This window comes from Thiocapsa sp., assembly GCF_011390875.1.
GTDB lineage: Bacteria > Pseudomonadota > Gammaproteobacteria > Chromatiales > Chromatiaceae > Thiocapsa.
Genome location: NZ_JAABRP010000022.1, coordinates 1 through 19793 on the forward strand (window position 1 = coordinate 1; position 19793 = coordinate 19793).

General features: G+C 64.4%; 12 protein-coding genes and 1 pseudogene. 4 read left to right on the forward strand and 9 right to left on the reverse strand.

Annotated features, from left to right (window positions below; translation table 11 throughout):
* Nucleotides 1-257: hypothetical protein (locus GPT33_RS03055; RefSeq protein ID WP_296805811.1), on the reverse strand; the 257-nt coding region annotated here is incomplete at its 3' end.
* Between the two features lie 217 nt (nucleotides 258-474).
* On the opposite strand from GPT33_RS03055, the gene GPT33_RS03060 reads away from it, so the two are divergent.
* Complete coding sequence (locus GPT33_RS03060; RefSeq protein WP_296805812.1) at nucleotides 475-1047, forward strand: carboxymuconolactone decarboxylase family protein; 573 nt, start codon at nucleotides 475-477, stop codon at nucleotides 1045-1047.
* Nucleotides 1048-1333: 286 nt separating this feature from the next.
* Here GPT33_RS03060 and GPT33_RS03065 read toward each other — a convergent pair whose 3' ends face one another.
* Both GPT33_RS03065 and GPT33_RS03070 read right to left on the reverse strand, forming a co-directional pair.
* Complete coding sequence (locus tag GPT33_RS03065) at nucleotides 1334-2971, reverse strand: cation:proton antiporter family protein (RefSeq protein WP_296805813.1); 1638 nt, start codon at nucleotides 2969-2971, stop codon at nucleotides 1334-1336.
* Between the two features lie 202 nt (nucleotides 2972-3173).
* Nucleotides 3174-5585: a tetratricopeptide repeat protein gene (locus GPT33_RS03070; RefSeq protein WP_296805814.1), complete on the reverse strand. Its 2412-nt coding sequence runs from the start codon at nucleotides 5583-5585 to the stop codon at nucleotides 3174-3176.
* Nucleotides 5586-6088: 503 nt separating this feature from the next.
* Here GPT33_RS03070 and GPT33_RS03075 point away from each other — a divergent pair.
* Entirely contained in the window at nucleotides 6089-9484 is a 3396-nt protein-coding gene (locus GPT33_RS03075) for a transglutaminase family protein (RefSeq protein ID WP_296805815.1), read from the forward strand.
* Nucleotides 9485-9920: 436 nt separating this feature from the next.
* Here GPT33_RS03075 and GPT33_RS03080 read toward each other — a convergent pair.
* A pseudogene (locus GPT33_RS03080) lies at nucleotides 9921-10139 on the reverse strand (prepilin-type N-terminal cleavage/methylation domain-containing protein); the annotation flags it as partial.
* A 465-nt stretch (nucleotides 10140-10604) separates the two neighbouring features.
* On the opposite strand from GPT33_RS03080, the gene queF reads away from it, so the two are divergent.
* Nucleotides 10605-10994 (forward strand): preQ(1) synthase, encoded by a 390-nt coding sequence (queF, locus tag GPT33_RS03085; protein ID WP_007191121.1) that lies wholly within the window; start codon nucleotides 10605-10607, stop codon nucleotides 10992-10994.
* Nucleotides 10995-11029: 35 nt separating this feature from the next.
* Nucleotides 11030-12337, forward strand: coding sequence for an FGGY-family carbohydrate kinase (locus GPT33_RS03090; protein WP_296805816.1), 1308 nt, complete (start codon nucleotides 11030-11032; stop codon nucleotides 12335-12337).
* A 30-nt stretch (nucleotides 12338-12367) separates the two neighbouring features.
* Here GPT33_RS03090 and GPT33_RS03095 read toward each other — a convergent pair whose 3' ends face one another.
* From GPT33_RS03095 to GPT33_RS03115, 5 genes are all read right to left on the reverse strand, one after another.
* Entirely contained in the window at nucleotides 12368-14440 is a 2073-nt protein-coding gene (locus GPT33_RS03095) for a diguanylate cyclase (RefSeq protein ID WP_296805817.1), read from the reverse strand.
* 537 nt (nucleotides 14441-14977) lie between these two features.
* Nucleotides 14978-15850 carry a prephenate dehydrogenase/arogenate dehydrogenase family protein gene (locus GPT33_RS03100; RefSeq protein ID WP_296805818.1) on the reverse strand — a complete coding sequence of 291 codons (873 nt, stop codon included), beginning with the start codon at nucleotides 15848-15850 and terminating at the stop codon, nucleotides 14978-14980.
* A complete protein-coding gene (gene hisC, locus GPT33_RS03105) occupies nucleotides 15847-16959 on the reverse strand; it encodes a histidinol-phosphate transaminase (protein ID WP_296805819.1) in 1113 nt (370 codons plus the stop codon). The genes GPT33_RS03100 and hisC overlap by 4 nt, the downstream gene beginning before the upstream one ends.
* A gap of 390 nt (nucleotides 16960-17349) precedes the next feature.
* Nucleotides 17350-18456 carry a prephenate dehydratase gene (gene pheA, locus GPT33_RS03110; protein ID WP_296805820.1) on the reverse strand — a complete coding sequence of 369 codons (1107 nt, stop codon included), beginning with the start codon at nucleotides 18454-18456 and terminating at the stop codon, nucleotides 17350-17352.
* A complete protein-coding gene (locus GPT33_RS03115) occupies nucleotides 18456-19640 on the reverse strand; it encodes a phosphoglycerate dehydrogenase (RefSeq protein WP_296805821.1) in 1185 nt (394 codons plus the stop codon). The genes pheA and GPT33_RS03115 overlap by 1 nt, the downstream gene beginning before the upstream one ends.
* Nucleotides 19641-19793 lie beyond the last annotated feature (153 nt).

Genomic DNA, 19793 nt, shown 5'->3' on the forward strand with positions numbered 1-19793 from the left:
GAAGAGGGCGCGACCTGCAGGGCACCGAGGGCATAGGCCAAGGCGCACTTGGCGCAATCGAAGAGAGAATCGCCGCCGTCTCCGGGCGTGGCTTGCGGATCGCCTTGGGAGAGGGATGTGCCGTGCATGGGACAGCTACCGCCGAGATCGGCGATGTGCTCGCAGGGCAGCGCGACACGCGACCAGGTCTGCGTCTGGAATGCCAAGACGCAGAAGAGGATCAGCATCACGGTGGCGGGATGAGCGCGGCGCATCATCTCAATATGGGCCCGTCACCAGGATCGCGCAAGCGAGATTGCGATCGCCGGCCAGGTCGTTGATCGGAACCCGTCGGTTAGAAAAAACCTCGCCTCGGATGCCCGACGCCTGCTGCACTGCAACATTCTACGGTACAATAGTTGCTAAACTTCTAATGGACCTAATAGACCCCATGGTCTCATCGTTCTTTTCACGCATCCATCGGCAGTAGCGCATATGAGCAGTCCCGACAGTTTCAAGCAGTCCCTGACCCGCGCCCGCGAGTACGGTCTCGAGGAGTTCCTCGAGATCATCAGCGAGATGTCTCAGGTCAGTACCCGCAAGGGCATCATCGATCGGAAAAACAAAGAGCTGATCACCTTGGGTATGGCCCTGACGAAGCAGTGCAGACGCTGCATCGACATCCACACCAAGGAGGCCATCCGCCTGCACGTGATGCCCGGAGAGCTCACGCAGGTCCGCAAGATTGCGCTCTTTCTCAAGGCGAGCCCGCGTGAAGGCGGCGAGATGTGGGACTCTTGGGAGGATTCCTGGCGGGAATACGTCCTCGGGCGCGGACCGATCCAGCATCACGTCCGCGAGTTGATCGCCTTGGGCATCGCACTGGTGGAGCAGCGCCGCGATCATATCCACCTGCACGCACGTGCTGCGCTCGATTTCGGTGCGCCGCCCGAGGAGATCTTCGAGGTCATGCCGATCGCGCTGCTCATGGACGGCGCGCCGGCCTTGTCGCAAATCCCCCATCTCGTCGACGCCCTCGACGGCCCTCCCCTCGCCATGAGCGCCTAAGGAACGATTCAAAAACAACCGAAACACGTAGGATGGGTAGAGCGCAGCGAAACCCATCCTACCCGCTCAGACGCCCAATCCAGGTGGCGGGGCGGAAAAGAAGGGTTTCGCTACGCTCTACCCATCCCGTGAATCAGGTATTCACCTTGTTTCTGTATCGTTAAACCGCGCCTGCTGCGGCGGTCGTCCGAGCATGCGCGGCCAAGCCAATCCAAAAAACGACGCATACCGCACCGGGCGCGGTTTAGCGACCGCATCTACCTCCCCCACTGTGCGGGAGATTGTTTCATCTCGCATCATCGACACCGGCGGCTGCGCGCTGCAGTCGGGAGAGTCGATCCTCGACCTCGCGCCCGCGCCCCGTGCAAACATGCTGAGCAAATCCGGCACCCGCCTCTGCATAGAGGTTGAAGACCTGGCTGACGCCGGCGGCCCGCAGGATCGCCTCGTCATCGGGAAATTTTGCGATGGCGCCGATGGTTCCCGCGAAACCCTCCTTGATCAGGTGCTCGGCGGCGAAGACGTTCTCCGAGACCTGCGGCATCGCCAAGAGCACCACCTTGATGTGACCGTCGTTCAGATGCAAACGGTGCCAAAAGTCAGCGTCCGTTGCGCTGCCCTGAACGACATTGCGACCGCTCGCCGAGTGCCGTGCGACGGCATCCGGGTCCGCGTCGATACCGACGGGTTTGAGCCCCTTGTCCATCGTGAGCGTATCGTAGGCGCCGGTGCCGACGCGCCCCATCCCGATAATCATCGCGTTGGCGTCCGCAGGATCGATCTCGCGCTCGATCGGCAGGCGTACGGTTCGCTCCTGGCGCCGCAGCCGATCGCTGAACAGCTCGTAGAGGCCATGCGCGCGCGAATCGAGGAAAGCGGCAATCACCAGCGACACGCCGACGGTGATCGCGACGATGGCGAGCCAATCCGACGACAACCAGCCCGACTTCTCGGCGATGGCGGCCACGATCAGACCGAACTCGCTGTAGCTCGCCAGCGACAGGCTCCCGAGCAAGGCCGTGCGGGCACGCAGCCGAAAGGCCAACAACAGCTGCTCGAACAGGAACCCCTTCAACACCAGGAACAGCACCAGCAGCAGCACGGTCGGCGCCATATCGGCACTGGGTACTGCGGTCAACCCGATGCTCAGGAAGAACCCGACCAGAAAGAGATCCTTGAGTCCGAGTAGGGTCTTCGCCAACTCCCCGGACTTGGCATGCGGGGCGATCAAGATCCCGAGCAGCAGGGCGCCCAAATCACCCTTGATGTGCAGCGCCTCGAAGAGCTGGGCGCCGCCGAGCGCGAAGGTGATACCGAACAACAACAGCAGCTCGCCATGTCCGGCGCGATCCAGGACCCGGCCGATGACGCCGCGCAAAGGGATCAAGGAGAAGAGCAGCAAGGACCAGAGCATCGGCACCTTGCCCAAGGAGAAGGCCAGAAAAAGCACCGCCGCGAGATCCTGAACGATCAGGATACCGATCGCGATGGTGCCGTACAGCGAGCCCATCTCGCCCTTCTCCTCGAGCACCTTCACGGCGAAGACGGTGCTCGAGAAGCTGAGCGCGAAGGCGAGGATCAGAGTGTTCCGATGACCGAGCTCGCCCAGATAGGGCACGCCGAGCGCACCGAACGTCAAGAGGGCCGGCACGAGCACACCGATGAAGGCAACCATATGCAGGCCGGCGACGCCCCAGACCTGGGGCTCGGCCAGGCTCTTCAGCTTGAGCTTGAGGCCGATGGAAAAGAGCAGAAGGGTCACGCCCAAGTCCGATAGCGTGTTGACCATCGAGGTCGCCTCTGCCCCGAAAGCGTGCAAGGTAAAACCCGCCACGAGATAGCCCACCAGCGGCGGCAATCCGATCTGGCGCGCGGCCAAGCCGGCCGCAAAAGCAAGGGCCAGCCAGCTTATCGTATCAATCATTCAGTCAGCTCCGCCTCGATGTCCGTCAGGCAGCGGCTCCCGGATCGCTGCCGTCGAAACTGCCTGCGAACGGTTTGGAAGCCTGCCGGGTTGCCTAAGCAAACACTGCGCCCGATAAGCCAACACCATACCGAGCGCACGTGGCTTTTTCGAAAGGCGGGGTCCGGGACGTGTAATGTGGCTGAAAGCCAGCGTACATTCGCTATAAATCCGAGTGCAACGTGCCAGACTGCTCCCCGAGCTGCTTCAGGACTGGATCGTCCGGGGCTTGAACGCGGAGTCTCTCAAGCCAGCGCTCGGCGGCATCCGCTCGGTCGAGCTTGGCATTGTATTGGATCAGGGCGATCAGGATGTCGCGATCGGTCGGGGCTTTACCCTGGGCGGCTTCGAGGATGGAGAGTGCCTCCGGGGTCCGATCGGCACCGTCGAGCGCGACGGCGTAGACGTAGGCATAGCGGCTGTTGTGCGGGGACAGATCCGCGGCACGCGCCAGCTCTTGGACGGCGGCATCGAGCCGCTTTGATCGGACCTGGGCAAGACCCAATGCGTAGTGTAGGTCGGCGCGCTCTGAGGCTGTGGCGGGCTCCGCGGCGAGTCCGGCCGTCAGCTCTGCCACGGCATCGGACTCGCGGCCCAGCGCCCGATAGAGGTCGGCCAGGTTCACTCGCGCCGGGGTGAAGCGTCGATCAAGGCTCAGGGCGGTGCGATACGCCTGCTCGGCGACACGCGACTCGCCGGCATCGAATGCCAGCAGGCCGAGATTCAGGTGTGCCTCCGGTCGGTCGGCATTCACCATCTCCGCCATCGCATACTCCTCCAATGCGGCACTGAGGCGATCCGCCAGCTCGCCCCCGATGCCTTGCGTCATCATCGGCGCCAGCACGCGCGCGGCCTCCAGTCTCACCGTAAGCGCCGGATCGGAGAGCAGCGGCCAGACCAGCTCGACCCGGGTCTGCAGGTCCGCGAGGTCCAGGACGCGCACCGCTTGCGCGCGCACCTGTGCCTGCGGGTCGTCGAGCAGGCGCTGCACGGTCGGAAGTGCAGTCGGATCTGCGTGGTCGCGGAGCCGCTCCAGGGCGCTGGCCCGAGCAATGGCGGGTTGGGTTGAATCGGCCGCGAGTGCGAGCAGCCGCGCGCCGGCATCCGGGGCATTGGTGTCCGCCGCATGCAGCGCCTCGCCGAAGTGCGGTCCCCGATACGCCGGGTCCGGATACCAGGTCTCCACCGCGCTCGCGGCCCAAGCGGCATCCTTATCCTGATGACAGGCGTTGCAGGCGTTCGGTGTGCCAAGCGTCAGGGACAGATCAGGCCGAGGCACGCGCAGGCTGTGGTCGGCGCGCTCGTCCACGACCATGTAAAAGCGTTGGGGCATATGACAGGCCACGCAGGCGGCGCCGGTCGAGCCGGCCGGGTGGTGATGGTGCTCGGGCGAATCGTAGCGGGCGGGCGTATGGCAGCGGGCGCAGACGGCGTTGCCCTCGGCGAGCAGTTCGAGGCTATGAGGCTCGTGGCAGTCGCTGCACACGACCCCTTGATGGTACATCCGGCTTTGGATAAAGGAGCCGTGGACGAAGACCTCGTCCTTGATCTGGCCATCCGGGAAGTAGAGCGCGGGATCGAGCAGGGCGAGGCGGAAACCCTGATGCAGGGGTTCGCCCGGGCTCGGCGTGTCCTGGATACGGCCGCGTCTGGAATGACAACGGGCGCAGGTCTCGCTCTGGAGGTGCGGACCGCCTTGGGGCGAGCGGGTCACGGATCGCTCCGGCTTGCCTGTCTCGGGATTGATCTGCCAGACACCGCCGTCGCGATCCTTAAGTTCGACCAGTAAACCGCGACCGTCGGCATCGGTCGCCGCAGCCGACTCGGCGTTCTCACCGGCCGGCCGCGCCTTGGCCCATTCGACATGACGGGCACCGGGTCCGTGACAGGCCTCGCAGGCGACGTTGATCTCCGCGTATCGGGTGTCGTAGATCTGTCGCTCGGCGTCGTAGCGTTTTTGCAGGTCGGTGGAATGGCAGTCCGCGCATTGATAGTTCCAGGTCTGCTCCGCGGCGGTCCAATGGACCGGGTTGCTGTGGTCCATCGGCGCATTCGGATCGGCATCGGGGTAGAGATGAAACCAGCGCTGCCCGCCCTCCTCCGGCGAGCGCGTATCCCAGGCCAGGCCGAGCGCCTGGAGTCGCCCGCCCGGAAACGCGATCAGATATTGCTGCAAGGGAGACCAGCCGAAGGTGTAGCGGATCGGATAGTCCCGCAGCGCCCCGTCGGGTCCGTCGGTCTGCACGAAGTAGCCGCCGTCCCGGCGAAAGAAGCGGGATGTGACGCCGTGCGCCTCGATCTCGGCATCGTCGAAGTTGCCGAGGACGGTGTCCGGCGTCGCCTGCGTCATCGCACGGTCATGGTCGGAGCCATTCCAAAGATCAAACTCCGCCTGGTGGCACTCTGCGCAGACCGCGACGCCCACATAGCCGCGTTGCATGTGCTCCGGATCCAGATGCGGATCCAGAGACGGTTCAGGCCCGGTCGACCGGGGTGCACCCGTCTCGACGGGCACATCCGCGGCCTGCACCAAGGGGGCCAGCAGGAGGGCGAGGCAGATGGCGCGCAGGTCCATGGGCGTGGGCTTCTCCGGAGGACACTCAAGATACGCTGAATGGTATACCCGTTGCGCCGTAAGAGAATGGTCGGCGCATCAAAGACCGGCATCGGACGATGCTTCAGGCAGCGAACGCACCAACAATGGGCACGCCGACCGGGCCGCCACGGGGCACGTCGCTGGATCGGCGCACGCCCCCGCCCCCGACTCGCGCTTGACCGAACGGCTCGGGCTTGCGTGCAGCGGACTCCCTGTCCCCGTTGACCTCGAAACCCCTCGGCAGCCGACGCGCAAGCCGTTTCGCAAGACAGCGCCGGAATTTTGTGGGATCGTTGGCACCTGAACCGAATCCCTCGGCGACACTTCGGAACGATCTTTGCTTAATGATCACCGCGGATCGCCACCCCACGGTAAGACAGCAACACCTCGAACCGTCCTTCGTTGTCTGACCGAACCCGGCCTGCGCCGCGGTACGACAGTCCGACTCGACACACGACACTTCAGTTAGGAACCCAGCCCCGATGTCGATCCTCGTCGCCATTAATCATAAGACCGAATACCGCTTCGACCGCTCGGTGAACCTCGCGCCGCATGTCGTGCGCCTGCGTCCGGCCCCGCACTGCCGCACACCGATCCGTTCCTACTCGCTGAAGGTCGAACCCGCCGAGCATTTCATCAACTGGCAGCAGGATGCCTTCGGCAACTACCTGGCACGCCTGGTCTTTCCCGAAAAAGCCAAGACGCTGACGGTCGAGGTCGACGTGATCGCCGAGATGATCACGATCAATCCCTTCGACTTCTTTCTCGAAGACTATGCCTTCTATTACCCCTTCGAGTACGAGCCCGACCTGCGCAAAGAGCTGGCACCCTACCTCGAAGTGACCGAGAGCGGAGCGCTGCTGACGGAGTGGCTCTCGGCCGTGGACCGGACCAAGCGCGAGACGGTCTACTTCCTCGTGGATCTGAACCAGCGTCTTCAGCAAGACATCAACTACGTCATCCGCATGGAGGTCGGGGTCCAGACCTGCGAGGAGACCCTGAACCGGCGTCTGGGCTCGTGCCGCGATTCCGCCTGGCTGCTGGTGCAGATCCTGCGCCACCTGGGTCTGGCTGCGCGTTTTGTCTCCGGCTACCTGGTGCAGTTGACGGCGGATGTGAAATCGCTCGACGGCCCGTCCGGTCCGGAGGCCGACTTCACCGACCTGCACGCCTGGGCCGAGGTCTATGTGCCGGGCGCCGGCTGGATCGGGCTCGATCCCACCTCGGGGCTGTTCGCGGGCGAAGGCCACATCCCGCTCGCCTGCTCGCCGGCACCGCGCAGCGCCGCACCCATCACGGGCGCGACGGACAAGTGCGAGGTCGAGCTCTATTTCCACAACGAGATCACGCGCATCCACGAGGACCCGCGGGTCACCAAGCCCTACACCGACGAGCAGTGGGCAGCGATCGAGTCGCTCGGCCATCAGGTCGACGCCGAGCTCAAGGCCAACGACGTGCGCCTGACCATGGGGGGCGAGCCGACCTTCGTCTCGATCGACGACATGGACGGCGCGGAGTGGAATATCGCAGCCCTCGGCCCGACCAAGAAGATCCTGGCCGAGGATCTGATGCTGCGCCTCAAGCGCCACTTCGCACCCGGCGGGCTTCTGCACATCGGGCAAGGCAAATGGTACCCGGGCGAACAGCTGCCGCGCTGGGCGCTGTCCTGTTTCTGGCGCAAGGACGGTCAGCCGGTCTGGCGAAACCCCGAGCTGTTCGGCCTGGAGAACACGCAATACGGCCACGGGCCCGCGGAGGCCGAGATCTTCGTGCGCACCCTGGCCCGTCACCTGGGCGTGGATCCGACGTTCGCGTCGGAGGCCCATGAAGACGTCTTCTACTATCTTTGGAAAGAGGCACGCCTGCCGGCGAACGTCGACCCGCTCGACAACAAGCTCAAGGACCCCAACGAACGCAAGCGCCTGACCCGGCTCTTTCAACAGGGCCTGAACCGCGTCGCGGGCTATGTGCTGCCGTTGCGCTGGTGGGGATTCGGTGCCGAGGGGCGCTGGAAGAGCGGGCGCTGGACCTTCCGCGACGGCAACCTCTTCCTGATCCCGGGCGACTCCCCGATGGGCTTCCGCCTGCCCCTGGATGCCCTGCCCTACATCCCCGAGGGTGAGCTGGATACGGTCCCCGAGCGCAACCCCTTCGAGGCGGTCACCGCGCTGCGCTCGCCCTTCGACGAGGTGGCGCGCCGTTACACGCGTCTGGTCGAGCCGGCCCAAGCGCCGCAGACCATCCGCGAGCAGGGTCACCGGCCGCAGGATCTCGCCGCGCGCTACGGGCGCGTGACGCCTCCGGACGAGTCGCACCAGTCGCTGCACCCGCAGGTCGCCTTGCCGGACGACCTGCATCCGGACCTGATCCGCACCGCGCTTTGCATCGAGCCGCGCGAAGGTCGGCTGTACTGCTTCATGCCGCCGCTCACGCATCTGGAGCATTGGTTGGATCTTGTGCTCTGTCTGGAGGACACGGCTGCCGAGCTCAAGATGCCCATCATCATCGAGGGCTACGAGCCGCCGCGCGACCATCGGCTCCAGAAGCTGGCGGTCACGCCCGATCCCGGCGTCATCGAGGTCAACATCCATCCGTCCGAGAGCTGGGACGACATGGTGCGCGACACCCAGATCCTCTACGAAGAGGCACGCCAAGCCCGGCTCGGCACCGAGAAGTTCATGCTCGACGGCCGCCACACGGGCACCGGCGGCGGAAACCACGTCACCCTCGGCGGCCCGACCCCGGCGGACAGCCCGCTCCTGCGCAAGCCCGATCTGGTGCAGAGCCTGATCGGCTACTGGCAGCATCACCCGAGCCTGTCCTATCTCTTCTCGGGGATGTTCATCGGCCCGACCAGCCAGGCCCCGCGGGTCGACGAGGCACGCGACGACCGGCTCTACGAGCTCGACATCGCATTCCAGCAGATGCCGCCCGGCGAGGTGCCGCAGCCTTGGGTGGTCGATCGGGTGCTGCGCAACCTGCTGACCGACGTCACCGGCAACACCCACCGCACCGAGTTCTGCATCGACAAGCTCTACTCGCCCGACAGCGCCTCCGGGCGTCAGGGCCTGGTCGAGTTCCGCGCCTTCGAGATGCCGCCGCACGCCCGCATGAGCCTCGCCCAGATGCTCCTGCTGCGGACCCTGGTCGCGCGCTTCTGGAAGGAACCCTACCGCCGTAAGCCCGTGCGCTGGGGCACCGAGCTGCATGATCGTTTCCTGCTGCCCCATTTCGTGCGGCAGGACTTCAACGACGTCATCTGCGACCTGCAGCGTGCCGGCTATCCCTTCGATCCGGCCTGGTTCGATCCCTTCTTCGAGTTCCGCTTCCCGCACTACGGGGATCTGGTCACCGAGAACGGGATCGACATGGAGCTGCGTGCAGCCATCGAGCCTTGGCATGTCCTGGGCGAAGAGGTCACGGCGCAGGGCACCGCCCGCTTCGTCGACAGCTCGGTGGAGCGGATGCAGGTGAAGGTCAACGGCATGGTCGGCGATCGGCATGTACTGGTGTGCAATGGCCGGCGTGTGCCGCTGCGACCGACGGGACGCAAGGCCGAGTTCGTGGCGGGGATCCGCTTCAAGGCGTGGAGCCCGCCGTCCGGTCTACACCCGACCATCCCCTCGCACAGCCCGCTTCTGTTCGAGATTGTCGATCTCTGGAACCGGGCGAGCCTGGGTGGCTGCACCTACTATGTCGCCCATCCGGGCGGTCGCAGCGAGAGCAACTTCCCGGTGAACAGCTACGAGGCGGAAAGCCGACGTATCGCCCGCTTCCGGCTGATGGGCCATACCCCGGGGCCGATCGACCCGCCGCCGCACGAGCCGGCGGGGGAGCATCCCTATACGCTGGATCTGCGGTACAAACCGGGGTGCTGAGCTAAAACGCGTCCCGAGCGGATATCCGGGCTGCGTTGAAAGACGCGGCCCGGTGCATGCCGAGGGGTCTGCTTTGGACGAGGTTTAGAGATCGAGTGGATCACCAACTCGTAAAGTCATCGGCGTTGCCGTTCCGGCACACGGCAGGCACAAATGGACGCCGCGCGACTTGATCGTTGACGATACAGCGAAAACGCACGCCGCCATCGGTACCCTTTGCCTGAAGGCATAGACCGATATCGACATTGCCGGTGACCTTTGACCCGATCGTCCGCAGTACCAGGAGGCCGCAATTACCGGCTGTGGGGCAGTTCGACTTGACCTGCCACTCAAGATGGCTCCAGAGATCGCTCTCGAATCCGAAGACATCCTCGAATAAAGCTCGCTCTGTTTTCGTCTTGCCGAATCCCGGATCCGAGGAGTTGATCCCACCCCAGCCCAAATCCTCTAAAGAGGCGGGCATCGAGCCTGTCGACGCATAGTGCTCCGCAATCGCAGGCTTTGCACCGGACATCAGCCCCAGGCCCTCGCTGACGCGCGCTCGGATCACATAGTTCTGATACGCCGGCACGGCGAGTGCCGCCAAGATCCCGATGATGGCCACGACGATCATCAACTCTACGAGCGTGAAACCGCTCGCTCGATTACCCTTGATGCGACGCAACCCCTTGCGCTCGAACCGCTGAGAGCGCGATACAACATCGAAGCTCCACCCTGGGCTACACGGGTGCAAACCGAGGGATGCGAGGTCGCTGACCCGCAATCGTGAAGCCATTTTGAATCTCCGCAATTCCGACGGACTCGAAATACTTTCCGATTCTCGGAAATCGGAATGCAAGTCCGGGGCCATGAGCAAACACCCTTTTTTCGCCGGGATGGTGCCTGAGACCGAACGCAAAATGCCGCTAAGTCACCTTTTTCGCGCGGTGTATCACCGTCTCAATCGGCGAAATCGGCGCTCTCGACCTGACCCGGATCCGGCCGAAGAGCCGCCTGCGGTACGACCCGCAGAGCGCCGCACGGGCACGGCATGGTAACCTTTCACAGCCACTTTCACCCCCCCGATCGATCGCCCATGGCGACGGCAATCGGGTTCCCTGTTTCCCGGAGACCAAGCACCATGTCCACCGCCCCGAGCCGTGCGCTCGAGACCTTTCCCAACCCACAGCCCGAGCGTGACTACAGCATCCGGATCCAGATCCCGGAGTTCACCTGTCTGTGCCCCAAGACCGGACAGCCGGACTTTGCGGAGCTGACGCTGGAGTATGTCCCGGAGGCGCGTTGCGTGGAGCTCAAGGCGCTGAAACTCTACGTCTGGACCTATCGCGACCAAGGTGCCTTTCACGAGGCGGTGACCAACGAGATCCTCGGCGACCTGGTCGCGGCGACCGAGCCGCGCTTCATGCGTCTGACCGCGGCCTTCAATGTCCGCGGCGGGATCTACACGACGGTGGTCGCCGAACATCGCGCCGCCGGTTGGCGCCCGGCGGATCCCGTCCAGCTCCCCTGATCTCGGCGGTTCCCCGGCAGGGATTCCGAAACCCGATGGCACACGGCGCCAGGTCGACGCGCGGTCTGGCCTGGATCGGTATCGATCTCGGCACATCCGGCTGTCGCGCGGTAGCGATCGACGCAGCCGGCAGGGAGCTCGCTTCGGCACGCACCTGCCTTGCCGGGCCGCTGAGCCCGGCTCCCGGCCGGTACGAACAGGATCCCGAGCTGTGGTGGCAGGTGGTGCTCGACACCCTGACGCAGGTCGGCGCCGCTCTGCCGCCCGGGCGAGAGGCGGCGGCCATCTGTCTCGACGCTACCTCCGCCACCCTCCTGCTGACGACGCCCGACGGCAAGCCGTGCGGGCCCGCGCTCATGTACAACGACCGGCGCGCGGTTGCGGAGTCGGCCCTGATCGATGCGGTGGCCCCACCGGACAGCCCGGCGCGCGGGCCAAGCGCAAGTCTCGCCAAGCTCATGCATCTGAGCAGACAACGCCCACGTACCACCGCGCTGGCGCTGCACCAAGCGGACTGGATCCTCGGGCGCCTGACCGGGCACCATGGTGTCAGCGACTGGAACAATGCCTTGAAGCTGGGGTACGACACCGAGCATCTGCGCTGGCCGGATTGGGTGTCGGCGCTGATCCCCGACGGGATTCGCCTGCCGCATGTCGTCGCACCCGGTGATCCGATCGGCCCCCTCGACACAACCCTCGCGGACCGGCTCGGCTGGCCGTCGACCGTTCAGGTTCTTGCCGGGACAACGGACAGCACGGCCGCAGTGATTGCCGCCGGGGCACAGCAGCCCGGCGATGCGGTCACCTGCCTGGGCAGCACGCTGGTTCTGAAGATCCTGTCGGAGCGTCCGGTGACGGCTTCCGCCTACGGGATCTACAGCCATCGCTTCGGCGACGCTTGGTTGGTCGGAGGCGCATCCAACAGCGGCGGCGCGGTCTTGCGCAGGTACTTCAGCAACGCCGAGATCGCCTCGCTCAGCCTCGGGATCGATCCCGAGAGACCATCCGGCCTGGATTATTACCCGCTCATCGGAACCGGCGAGCGCTTTCCGAGGAACGATCCCGGCCTCGCACCTCGCCTATCACCGCGCCCGAGCGAGCCGCAGGACTTCCTGCACGGTCTCCTGGAAGGCATCGCCCGCATCGAGGCGGAAGGCTACGCGCGGCTGGCCGAGCTGGGCGCACCGCCGCCTCGGCGGATCGCGAGCATCGGAGGTGGCGCGGCGAATCCGACTTGGACGGCGATGCGCACCCAGATCCTCGGAATCCCGGTGATGAGCGCCGAGCATCAGGATGCCGCTTACGGTGCCGCCCTGCTCGCCCTGACGCGCAAGAGGCTGTAGTCCGGTGGAACAGACCCTCGGCGCGGCGCGTCAGCTCGGTTCCGACGGCCGTCCCAAGAGATACCCCGAGCCCCAATCGACGCCCAGCTCGAGGAGCCGTTGTAAGGTGCTCTCGTCTTCGATTTGCTTGGCAATGGTCGTAATGCCGAGATCCTTCGCGGAGTGCTGAATCGTGGCCAAGATGGACTGCGCACGCGCGGATTCGCTGGCCAACCGAACGAGGTTCGCATCGAGCTGGATAAAGCTGACCGGCAGATGGATCAAAAAGCGAAACGACGAGGCGTCTCCTCCGTAGTCGCTCACCGCGATCTTGCATCCCAGGTCCAGCAGGGGCGCCAGCGCCCGTGCGACCTGCTCCGTTTCTGCCGTAATCTGTCGCTCGTTGAGCGTCAGCACCAGGGGCAGCGCGCCGTTCGCAGTCTTGCACACCCCGTCCAGCTCGCGCGCCAAGGCCATCAGGATGTCCGGATGGCGGACCAGGTCTCCCGACAGGTGCACGAAGTCGAACAGCGGGCTTTCAGTCGATTCACCGGGAAATTTGAGCCGGGCCGCGGTCGCACTCAGGAGCATGCTGTCGATGCGATGCAGCAGGCCAAGCTGCTCGGCGATCTCGATGAAGGCGGATGCGGCCAGGATACGGCCGTCCGCAGCAACGATGCGGGCCAACGATTCTTCGGCGACAACCCGGCGATCACGAAGGTCGAGGATGGGCTGAAACGCCGGAAGGATGCGTGCGGTCTGAAGCGCTGACTGGACCAAAACAGCCATCGAAACCGCGTAAACGCCGCTGTCGTTTCCGTCGTAGCACACCCGGTTCCGTCCTGCGTTCTTGGCATGGTAGAGGGCCATATCCGCTCGGGCCAAAACGTCCCGCGGATCACCCTCGTCGGAATGGCAGGTCGCAAAACCGATGCTCAAGGTCACGCGAATCTCCTGGCCATTGATCTCGAGTGACCGAGCGGCGACGCTCTCGCGAATGCGCTCGAGACCGGTTCGCGCCTGCACCTCGTTCGTCTCGGGCAGCGCGATCACGAATTCCTCGCCACCCCAACGCCCCAGCCAATCGGCTTGCCGTACCTCCCGGAGCAATATCGCAGATACGCGTTTCAATACCTCGTCACCGACACCATGGCCATAGGCGTCATTGACGAGCTTGAAGTGGTCGAGGTCCAGGATTGCAAGACAGCACGGCCTGCCCGAACGCAGACCCTGGGCATGAATCCGCTGCACCGACTGCCAGACGCCGCGTCGATTCAGCAGGCCGGTCAACTCGTCGTGACCGACGAGGTACTCGAGCTTCAACTCCGCGACCTTGCGCCGGGTGACGTCGATGTGGGTGCCGGCGATACGTATGGCATTGCCGTCCGCGTCCCGCTCGTAGATCCGGGCACGGTCCTGGATCCAGACCCAATGCCCGTCACGATGACGCATTCGGTACTCCGCCTCGAACCGATCGAGGCCGCCACCCGTCACCGGCTCGGCAAGGGCCGCGACGCGGTCGCGATCGTCCGGATGCAGCATCTGTCGCCAGCTCTCGAGATTGATTTGAATCTCGCCGACGCCATAGCCGAGCATGGCCAAATAGCGGGCATCGACCGTCATGTCCAAGGACAAAACGGAGCCGTCGTAAAGACCGATTTCGCCGCCCTCAACGGCAAGCTCGAACCGCCGCGTTGCCGCCGCCAATTCGGCCTCGGTCTCTTTGCGCTCGGTCACGTCGCGTCCGACACCGATGATCGCCGAGACCCGTCCGTCGGGATCCAGGACCGCGGTATCGGACCACGCGAACCATCGCCAGCCGTCGACGGTCAAGGCCCGTTGCTCGATGGTACAGGTATGCGGAGGCTTGAGAAGTTTCGCCATCGCCGCCGCGGTTGCGGCTCGGTCGTCCTCGTGCACAGAGGGCATGAAGGTGCGCCCGATCAGCTCGGCCTTGGTTCGACCGAAGGTACGACAATAACTGGGACTGACGAACAGGAAGCGACCCTCGGGGTCGACCTTCACGACAAGATCCGTCTGATTCTCGATCAGCAGGCGATAGTCTTCGTCGGGCGTCTGGTCCACACCCTGTGCCAACGTCTGCTCAGCCTTGTCTTGGGTCATGGACCGGATCGCGCTGTGATGGGCTCGGGAGCGCGCTTCCGGTCATCAGCGATCGATCAACCGGAGACGCCTCACCGCGTTACGTCAGCAACCTCGCCCCGAGGGATTCCGAGGCCATCGCGTCAGGCATCAGCCAAAAGGAAACCGAGCCCGGCATCCGGGGCGGGATACCACAAGCGGGAGGTTAGCGCGCCGCCGCTGTCAGGTCGAGCCCGGGTGTCGGACAAACGAGATAAACCGCACTCGGTGCGGTGTACGTCGCTTGTTGGATTGGCTTGGCCGCGCCAGCTCCGGCAACTGGCGGAGCTGGCGCGACTTAAAGCATTAAAAAATATTAAATTTTAAACCGCGCCGGATCCAGCGGTGATCAAGTCTGCCGGGGCCGATCCCATCCAAAAACATCGCATACCGCACTGGGCGCGGTTTAAGCCTCGATGTGAAAATTCACACACGCTGATCCGATCCACCGAACGAGGACATGCCGAGCTCGCTCCGACCCTCCCGCGCCGTCGCGGACCGCGGATTCAAGACGTGGCGTCAATCGCGCTGCGCCGCATCCACATAGCGATCGCGAGCCGCCTTGGCTCGCTCGAAGATGGCCAGCAGGCGCTCGCCGTCGGCGCTGCGAATACTCTCTGCGAGATCGGTCATCTCGATGCCGAAGCGCGCCAGCATGGCGCTCAATGCCTCGCGATTTGCGATACAAATGTCGCGCCACATGACTGGGTTGCTCGAGGCGATACGGGTGAAGTCTCGGAAACCACCGGCGGCATAGCGAAAGATCTCGTCGTTCTCGCGCATGCGCGCCAGCGCATCGACCAGCCCATAAGCGAGCATGTGGGGCAGATGGCTGGTGGCCGCGAGTACCTCGTCGTGATGCGCGACGGACATACAGGTCACCTCGGCTCCGCAGGTCTCCCACATCGCGGTGACCCGTGCGAGCGCGTCGGCATCGGTCTCGGGCAGCGGGGTCAGGATAACGCGACGCTGCCGGTAAAGCTCGGCGACGGATGCCTCCACGCCGCTATGCTCGGTCCCGGCGATCGGATGGCCGGGGACCAGTCGCGGCGGCACCCCGCCGAAGACACCGCTCGCATCCGCCACCACGCTGCCTTTCACGCTGCCCCCGTCGGTCACCACCGCCGCAGGGTCGAGCCGGTCGCGGATCGCCTCGAAGACACCGCGCATGGCGCCGAGCGGCACGGAGACAAACACCATGTCCGCACCCGTCACCGCCTCGGCGGGATCCTGCGTCAGCAGATCGACCACACCCAACTCACGCGCCCGCTCGAGGTTGGCAAGCCCGCGCCCGCAGCCGATGACCTGCCGCACGGCTCCGGCCTCGCGCAGGGCTCGGGCGAGGGATCCGCCGATGAGTCCAACCCCGATGATCGCCAGCCGCTCGATCATGACGCGAGAACGTCCTCGAGCGCGGCGATGCAGCGGGCGTTCTCGGACTCCAGACCGATGCTGATCCGCAGGTGGTTGGGCAGACCGTAGTTGCCGACCGGTCGCACGATGACGCCGCGTTTCAGCAGGTCATGATTCACCGGACCGGCCGGTCGGCCGACATCGACCGTGATGAAGTTGCCGACCGACGGGATGTACGCGAGGCCCATGCGCTGGAAGGCGTTAAGGTACTGCCGCATCCCCGCACGGTTGAGCTCGACCGACGCACGCACATGCTCGCGATCGCCGATTGCAGCGGCCGCGGCGGCCTGAGCGAACGCGTTGACATTGAAGGGCTGACGCACCCGATTGAGCAGATCCGCCACCTGCGGATCGCTGAGCCCGTACCCGACTCGCAGCGCGGCCAAACCATGGGCCTTCGCGAAGGTCCGGGTCACGATGAGATTCGGAAACTGTTCGAGCCAGTGCGTGGCATCCGGGAAGTCCGGCTCGCCGACGTACTCCGTATAGGCCTCGTCGATCACGACGATGCAGGTCCCTGGTATGGCCTCGATGAATGACTTCAGCGGCGCGGCCGCCAACCAGGTCCCGGTCGGATTGTTCGGGTTGGCGATCCAGACCACGCGGGTCTTGTCCGATACGAGACGGGCCATCGCGTCGAGATCGTTACCGTGATCGCGCGCCTTGGCGACTCGAGCGGTCGCACCGACCGCCTGAGTCGAGATGGGATAGACCGCAAAGGCATGTTCGGAAAAGACCGACTCCACACCCGGATACAGGAAGGTCCGGGCGATCAGGTCGAGCACGTCGTTCGATCCGTTCCCGATGGTCACGGCGGTCTGCGGAACACCGTGAAACTCGGCGAGCACACGGCGCAGCTCGAACCCGCCGCCATCGGGATAGCGACCGATCTCGCCCATCAAACCGGCGATTGCCTCGCGCGCCCGCGGGCCGGGGCCCAACGGATTCTCGTTCGAGGCCAGCTTCACCGAGTCGCGAATACCGAGCTCGCGCTCCAGCTCCGAGACCGGCTTGCCGGGGACGTAAGGCGTAAGTCCGGCGATTCCGGGGGCGGTGAGAGGAAGGAAGGGATTGTCTTGGACAGTCATGAGTAGCGGTTCGGGTTCAAGTGTTGGCATTTGGACGCCCTCGATCGGCAGAACAATCGAAGGCTCGACATGATAAACGCCTCGAAGAGACCGTCGGACAAACGAAATCCTCGATCATTCGCTTTCACGAGAATCTGCTTCGCGGATTCCGCATCCAGGATCTCACGCTGGACCGCAAGCGACAGGAGGCCGACCAATCCGAGCACTCCGTAAAAGGGGAATCGAAGTATAGCAGAGTGGCTTGAACAGACCTCCGGGGACGCGCAGCAGACGGGGTTTTTGGCGCAGATCATGCCTAAGTACTTGAGCACTTAAGCGCCCGGAGGCCGCACATCGAAGCGAACCCGTCCGTGATCGTGAAGCCTGTCATACCGGACGCGGCCCGAAGGTTCAAAGCACCGCTAATGGATAAGATCCGAGCACCTTGAACAAGAGCGATGCCTGCCTGAGGTTCTCGAGCGCGAGCGCGACCTTCGGGTCGTCTCTATGACCCATGATGTCGATGAAGAAGACATAGTCCCAGATGCCGCGGCGTGAGGGGCGCGACTCGATGCGGGTCATGCTGATGCCGTGGGCGGCCAAAGGTGTCAGCAGATTGTGGAGGCCGCCGGCATGGTTGCGGCAAGAGAGAAGTAGGCTGGTCTTGTCCTGGCCTTGGCCGCTCGGCCGAGAGTCCTGCGGACCGATGACGAGGAAGCGGGTGGTGTTGCCGGGTTCGTCTTCAATGCGCTCGGCGAGCACCTTGAGTCGGTAAATCTCGGCGGCCTGTAGACCCGCGACAGCCGCGGCATCCTCCTCCGTCGCAGCGGTCCGTGCGGCCTCGGCATTGCTGCCGACGGCGATGCGCTCGGCGTTCGGGAGATGGCGATCGAGCCAGCCGCGGCATTGTGCCAAGGACTGCTGATGCGAATACAGGGTGCGGATCGCGCAGAGATCCTCGGTCACGCTCATGAGGTGATGGTGGATCCGCAGGCTCACCTCGCCGGTGATCATTAGGGGCGAGGTCATGAACATGTCCAGGGTATGGCTGACCACGCCCTCGGTCGAGTTCTCGACCGGGACCACGCCGAAATCGCAGGAGCCGGCCTCCACCTCGCGAAAGATCTCGCCGATGGTGGCCAAGGCAAATGTCTTCACCGAATGGCCGAAGTGCTTGATGGCCGCAGCCTGTGTGAAGGTTCCGGCCGGACCGAGAAAGGCGACGTTGAGCGGACGTTCGAGGGCCAGACAGGCTGACATGATCTCGCGAAAGAGTCGGGCGACCTCTTCGCCGTCGAGTGGACCGGGGTTGGCGGCCTTGATGCGACGCAGGACCGCGACCTCGCGCTCGGGTCGATAGAACTGCACCCGATTGCCGTCCGCCGAGGTCTTGATGTGGGCGACCTGTTGGGCGCAACTGGCGCGCTCGCTGATCAGACGAAGCAGTTCAAGATCGATCGCGTCGATCCGATTCCGCACGTCTTCCAAGGCGTCGCCCTGTGCGCTGTTTTGCTCCATCAGTCAATCCGTTCCTGAGCTCCGAGACAACGCACGGAGAGGACGCCCTCGATGGCACGCAATTGCTTCGCCGTGTCTTCCGGGCACCGCTGATCGATATCGATCAGGGTCACCGCCACGTTGCCGCGCGAACGATTGAGCATATCGAGGATGTTCAGCCCGGCAGCGGCCAGATCGGTCGAAATCTGCCCGACCATGTTGGGCACGTTACTGTTGACGATCGCGATGCGATAGCCGCCGTTGCGCGGGAGATTGATCTCGGGAAAGTTCACCGAGTTGGTCACATTGCCGTTCTCGAGATAATCGCGGACCTCTTCGGCGACCATGACCGCGCAGTTCTCCTCCGCCTCTTTGGTCGAGGCGCCGAGATGCGGCAGGGTGATCACCCGCGGGTGGTCTTTCAAGAGGTTGCTCGGGAAATCGCAACAATAGGCATAAAGGTACCCCTGATCCAGTGCGGTGACGACGGCGTCGTCGTCGATGATCCCGTCGCGCGAGAAGTTCAGAAGGACAGCGCCCTTGCGCAGTGTACGCAGCCGCTCGGCGTTGATCATGTGTCGCGTATCGGCGGTGAGCGGGACGTGGAAGGTGACGAAATCCGAGCGCGAGAGCAGATCGTCGATGCTCAGCGCCGGCTGCACATCGCTCTCGAGCTGCCAAGCGCGCTGGACCGTGATGGTCGGATCATAGCCGACGACGCGCATCCCGAGCGAGCGAGCCGCATTGGCGACCTTCACACCGATCGCGCCGAGACCGATGACACCCAGCGTACGGCCCGGAAGCTCGAAGCCCACGAACTGCTTCTTGCCGGCCTCGACCGCCTGATGGATGGCCATATCGTCGCCCTCGAGCCCGCGCGCGAAGCGCCACGCCTGCCCGATGTTGCGTGCCGCGATCAACATGCCGGCGATCACCAGCTCCTTGACGGCGTTCGCATTGGCGCCGGGCGCGTTGAAGACCGCCACGCCGCGCGCCGTCATCGCCTCGACCGGGACATTGTTGGTCCCGGCGCCGGCGCGTCCGATCGCCTGGACACTCGGCGGGATATCCGCCGCCTGCATCTTGGCCGAGCGCACCAGAATGGCATCCGGATGTGCGATCTCCGAGGCGACCTCGTAGCGATCCCGCGGCAACCGATCGAGCCCGGCGACGGCGATATTATTAAGCGTCTGGATTTTGAACACTGAATCGCGTCCTCAGTGATAAACGGATGTTGGAGTGAAGGGCCAAGCGCCAAGCGAATCAATGGCCTTTGAGCCGACGCGATTCAGAAAAAGAAAAAAGATTCATTCCTGAACCGCGTCCGCGCCGAGGACCGAGGCGACATGCGTGGCCAA

Coding starts and splice junctions, on each gene's coding strand:
- GPT33_RS03100 (WP_296805818.1), bottom strand. CDS start 15,850: ATGATCGAGCGGCTGGCGATCATCGGGGTTGGACTCATCGGCGGATCC.
- GPT33_RS03095 (WP_296805817.1), bottom strand. CDS start 14,440: ATGACCCAAGACAAGGCTGAGCAGACGTTGGCACAGGGTGTGGACCAG.
- GPT33_RS03075 (WP_296805815.1), top strand. CDS start 6,089: ATGTCGATCCTCGTCGCCATTAATCATAAGACCGAATACCGCTTCGAC.
- GPT33_RS03065 (WP_296805813.1), bottom strand. CDS start 2,971: ATGATTGATACGATAAGCTGGCTGGCCCTTGCTTTTGCGGCCGGCTTG.
- GPT33_RS03090 (WP_296805816.1), top strand. CDS start 11,030: ATGGCACACGGCGCCAGGTCGACGCGCGGTCTGGCCTGGATCGGTATC.
- GPT33_RS03070 (WP_296805814.1), bottom strand. CDS start 5,585: ATGGACCTGCGCGCCATCTGCCTCGCCCTCCTGCTGGCCCCCTTGGTG.
- hisC (WP_296805819.1), bottom strand. CDS start 16,959: ATGACTGTCCAAGACAATCCCTTCCTTCCTCTCACCGCCCCCGGAATC.
- queF (WP_007191121.1), top strand. CDS start 10,605: ATGTCCACCGCCCCGAGCCGTGCGCTCGAGACCTTTCCCAACCCACAG.
- pheA (WP_296805820.1), bottom strand. CDS start 18,456: ATGGAGCAAAACAGCGCACAGGGCGACGCCTTGGAAGACGTGCGGAAT.
- GPT33_RS03060 (WP_296805812.1), top strand. CDS start 475: ATGAGCAGTCCCGACAGTTTCAAGCAGTCCCTGACCCGCGCCCGCGAG.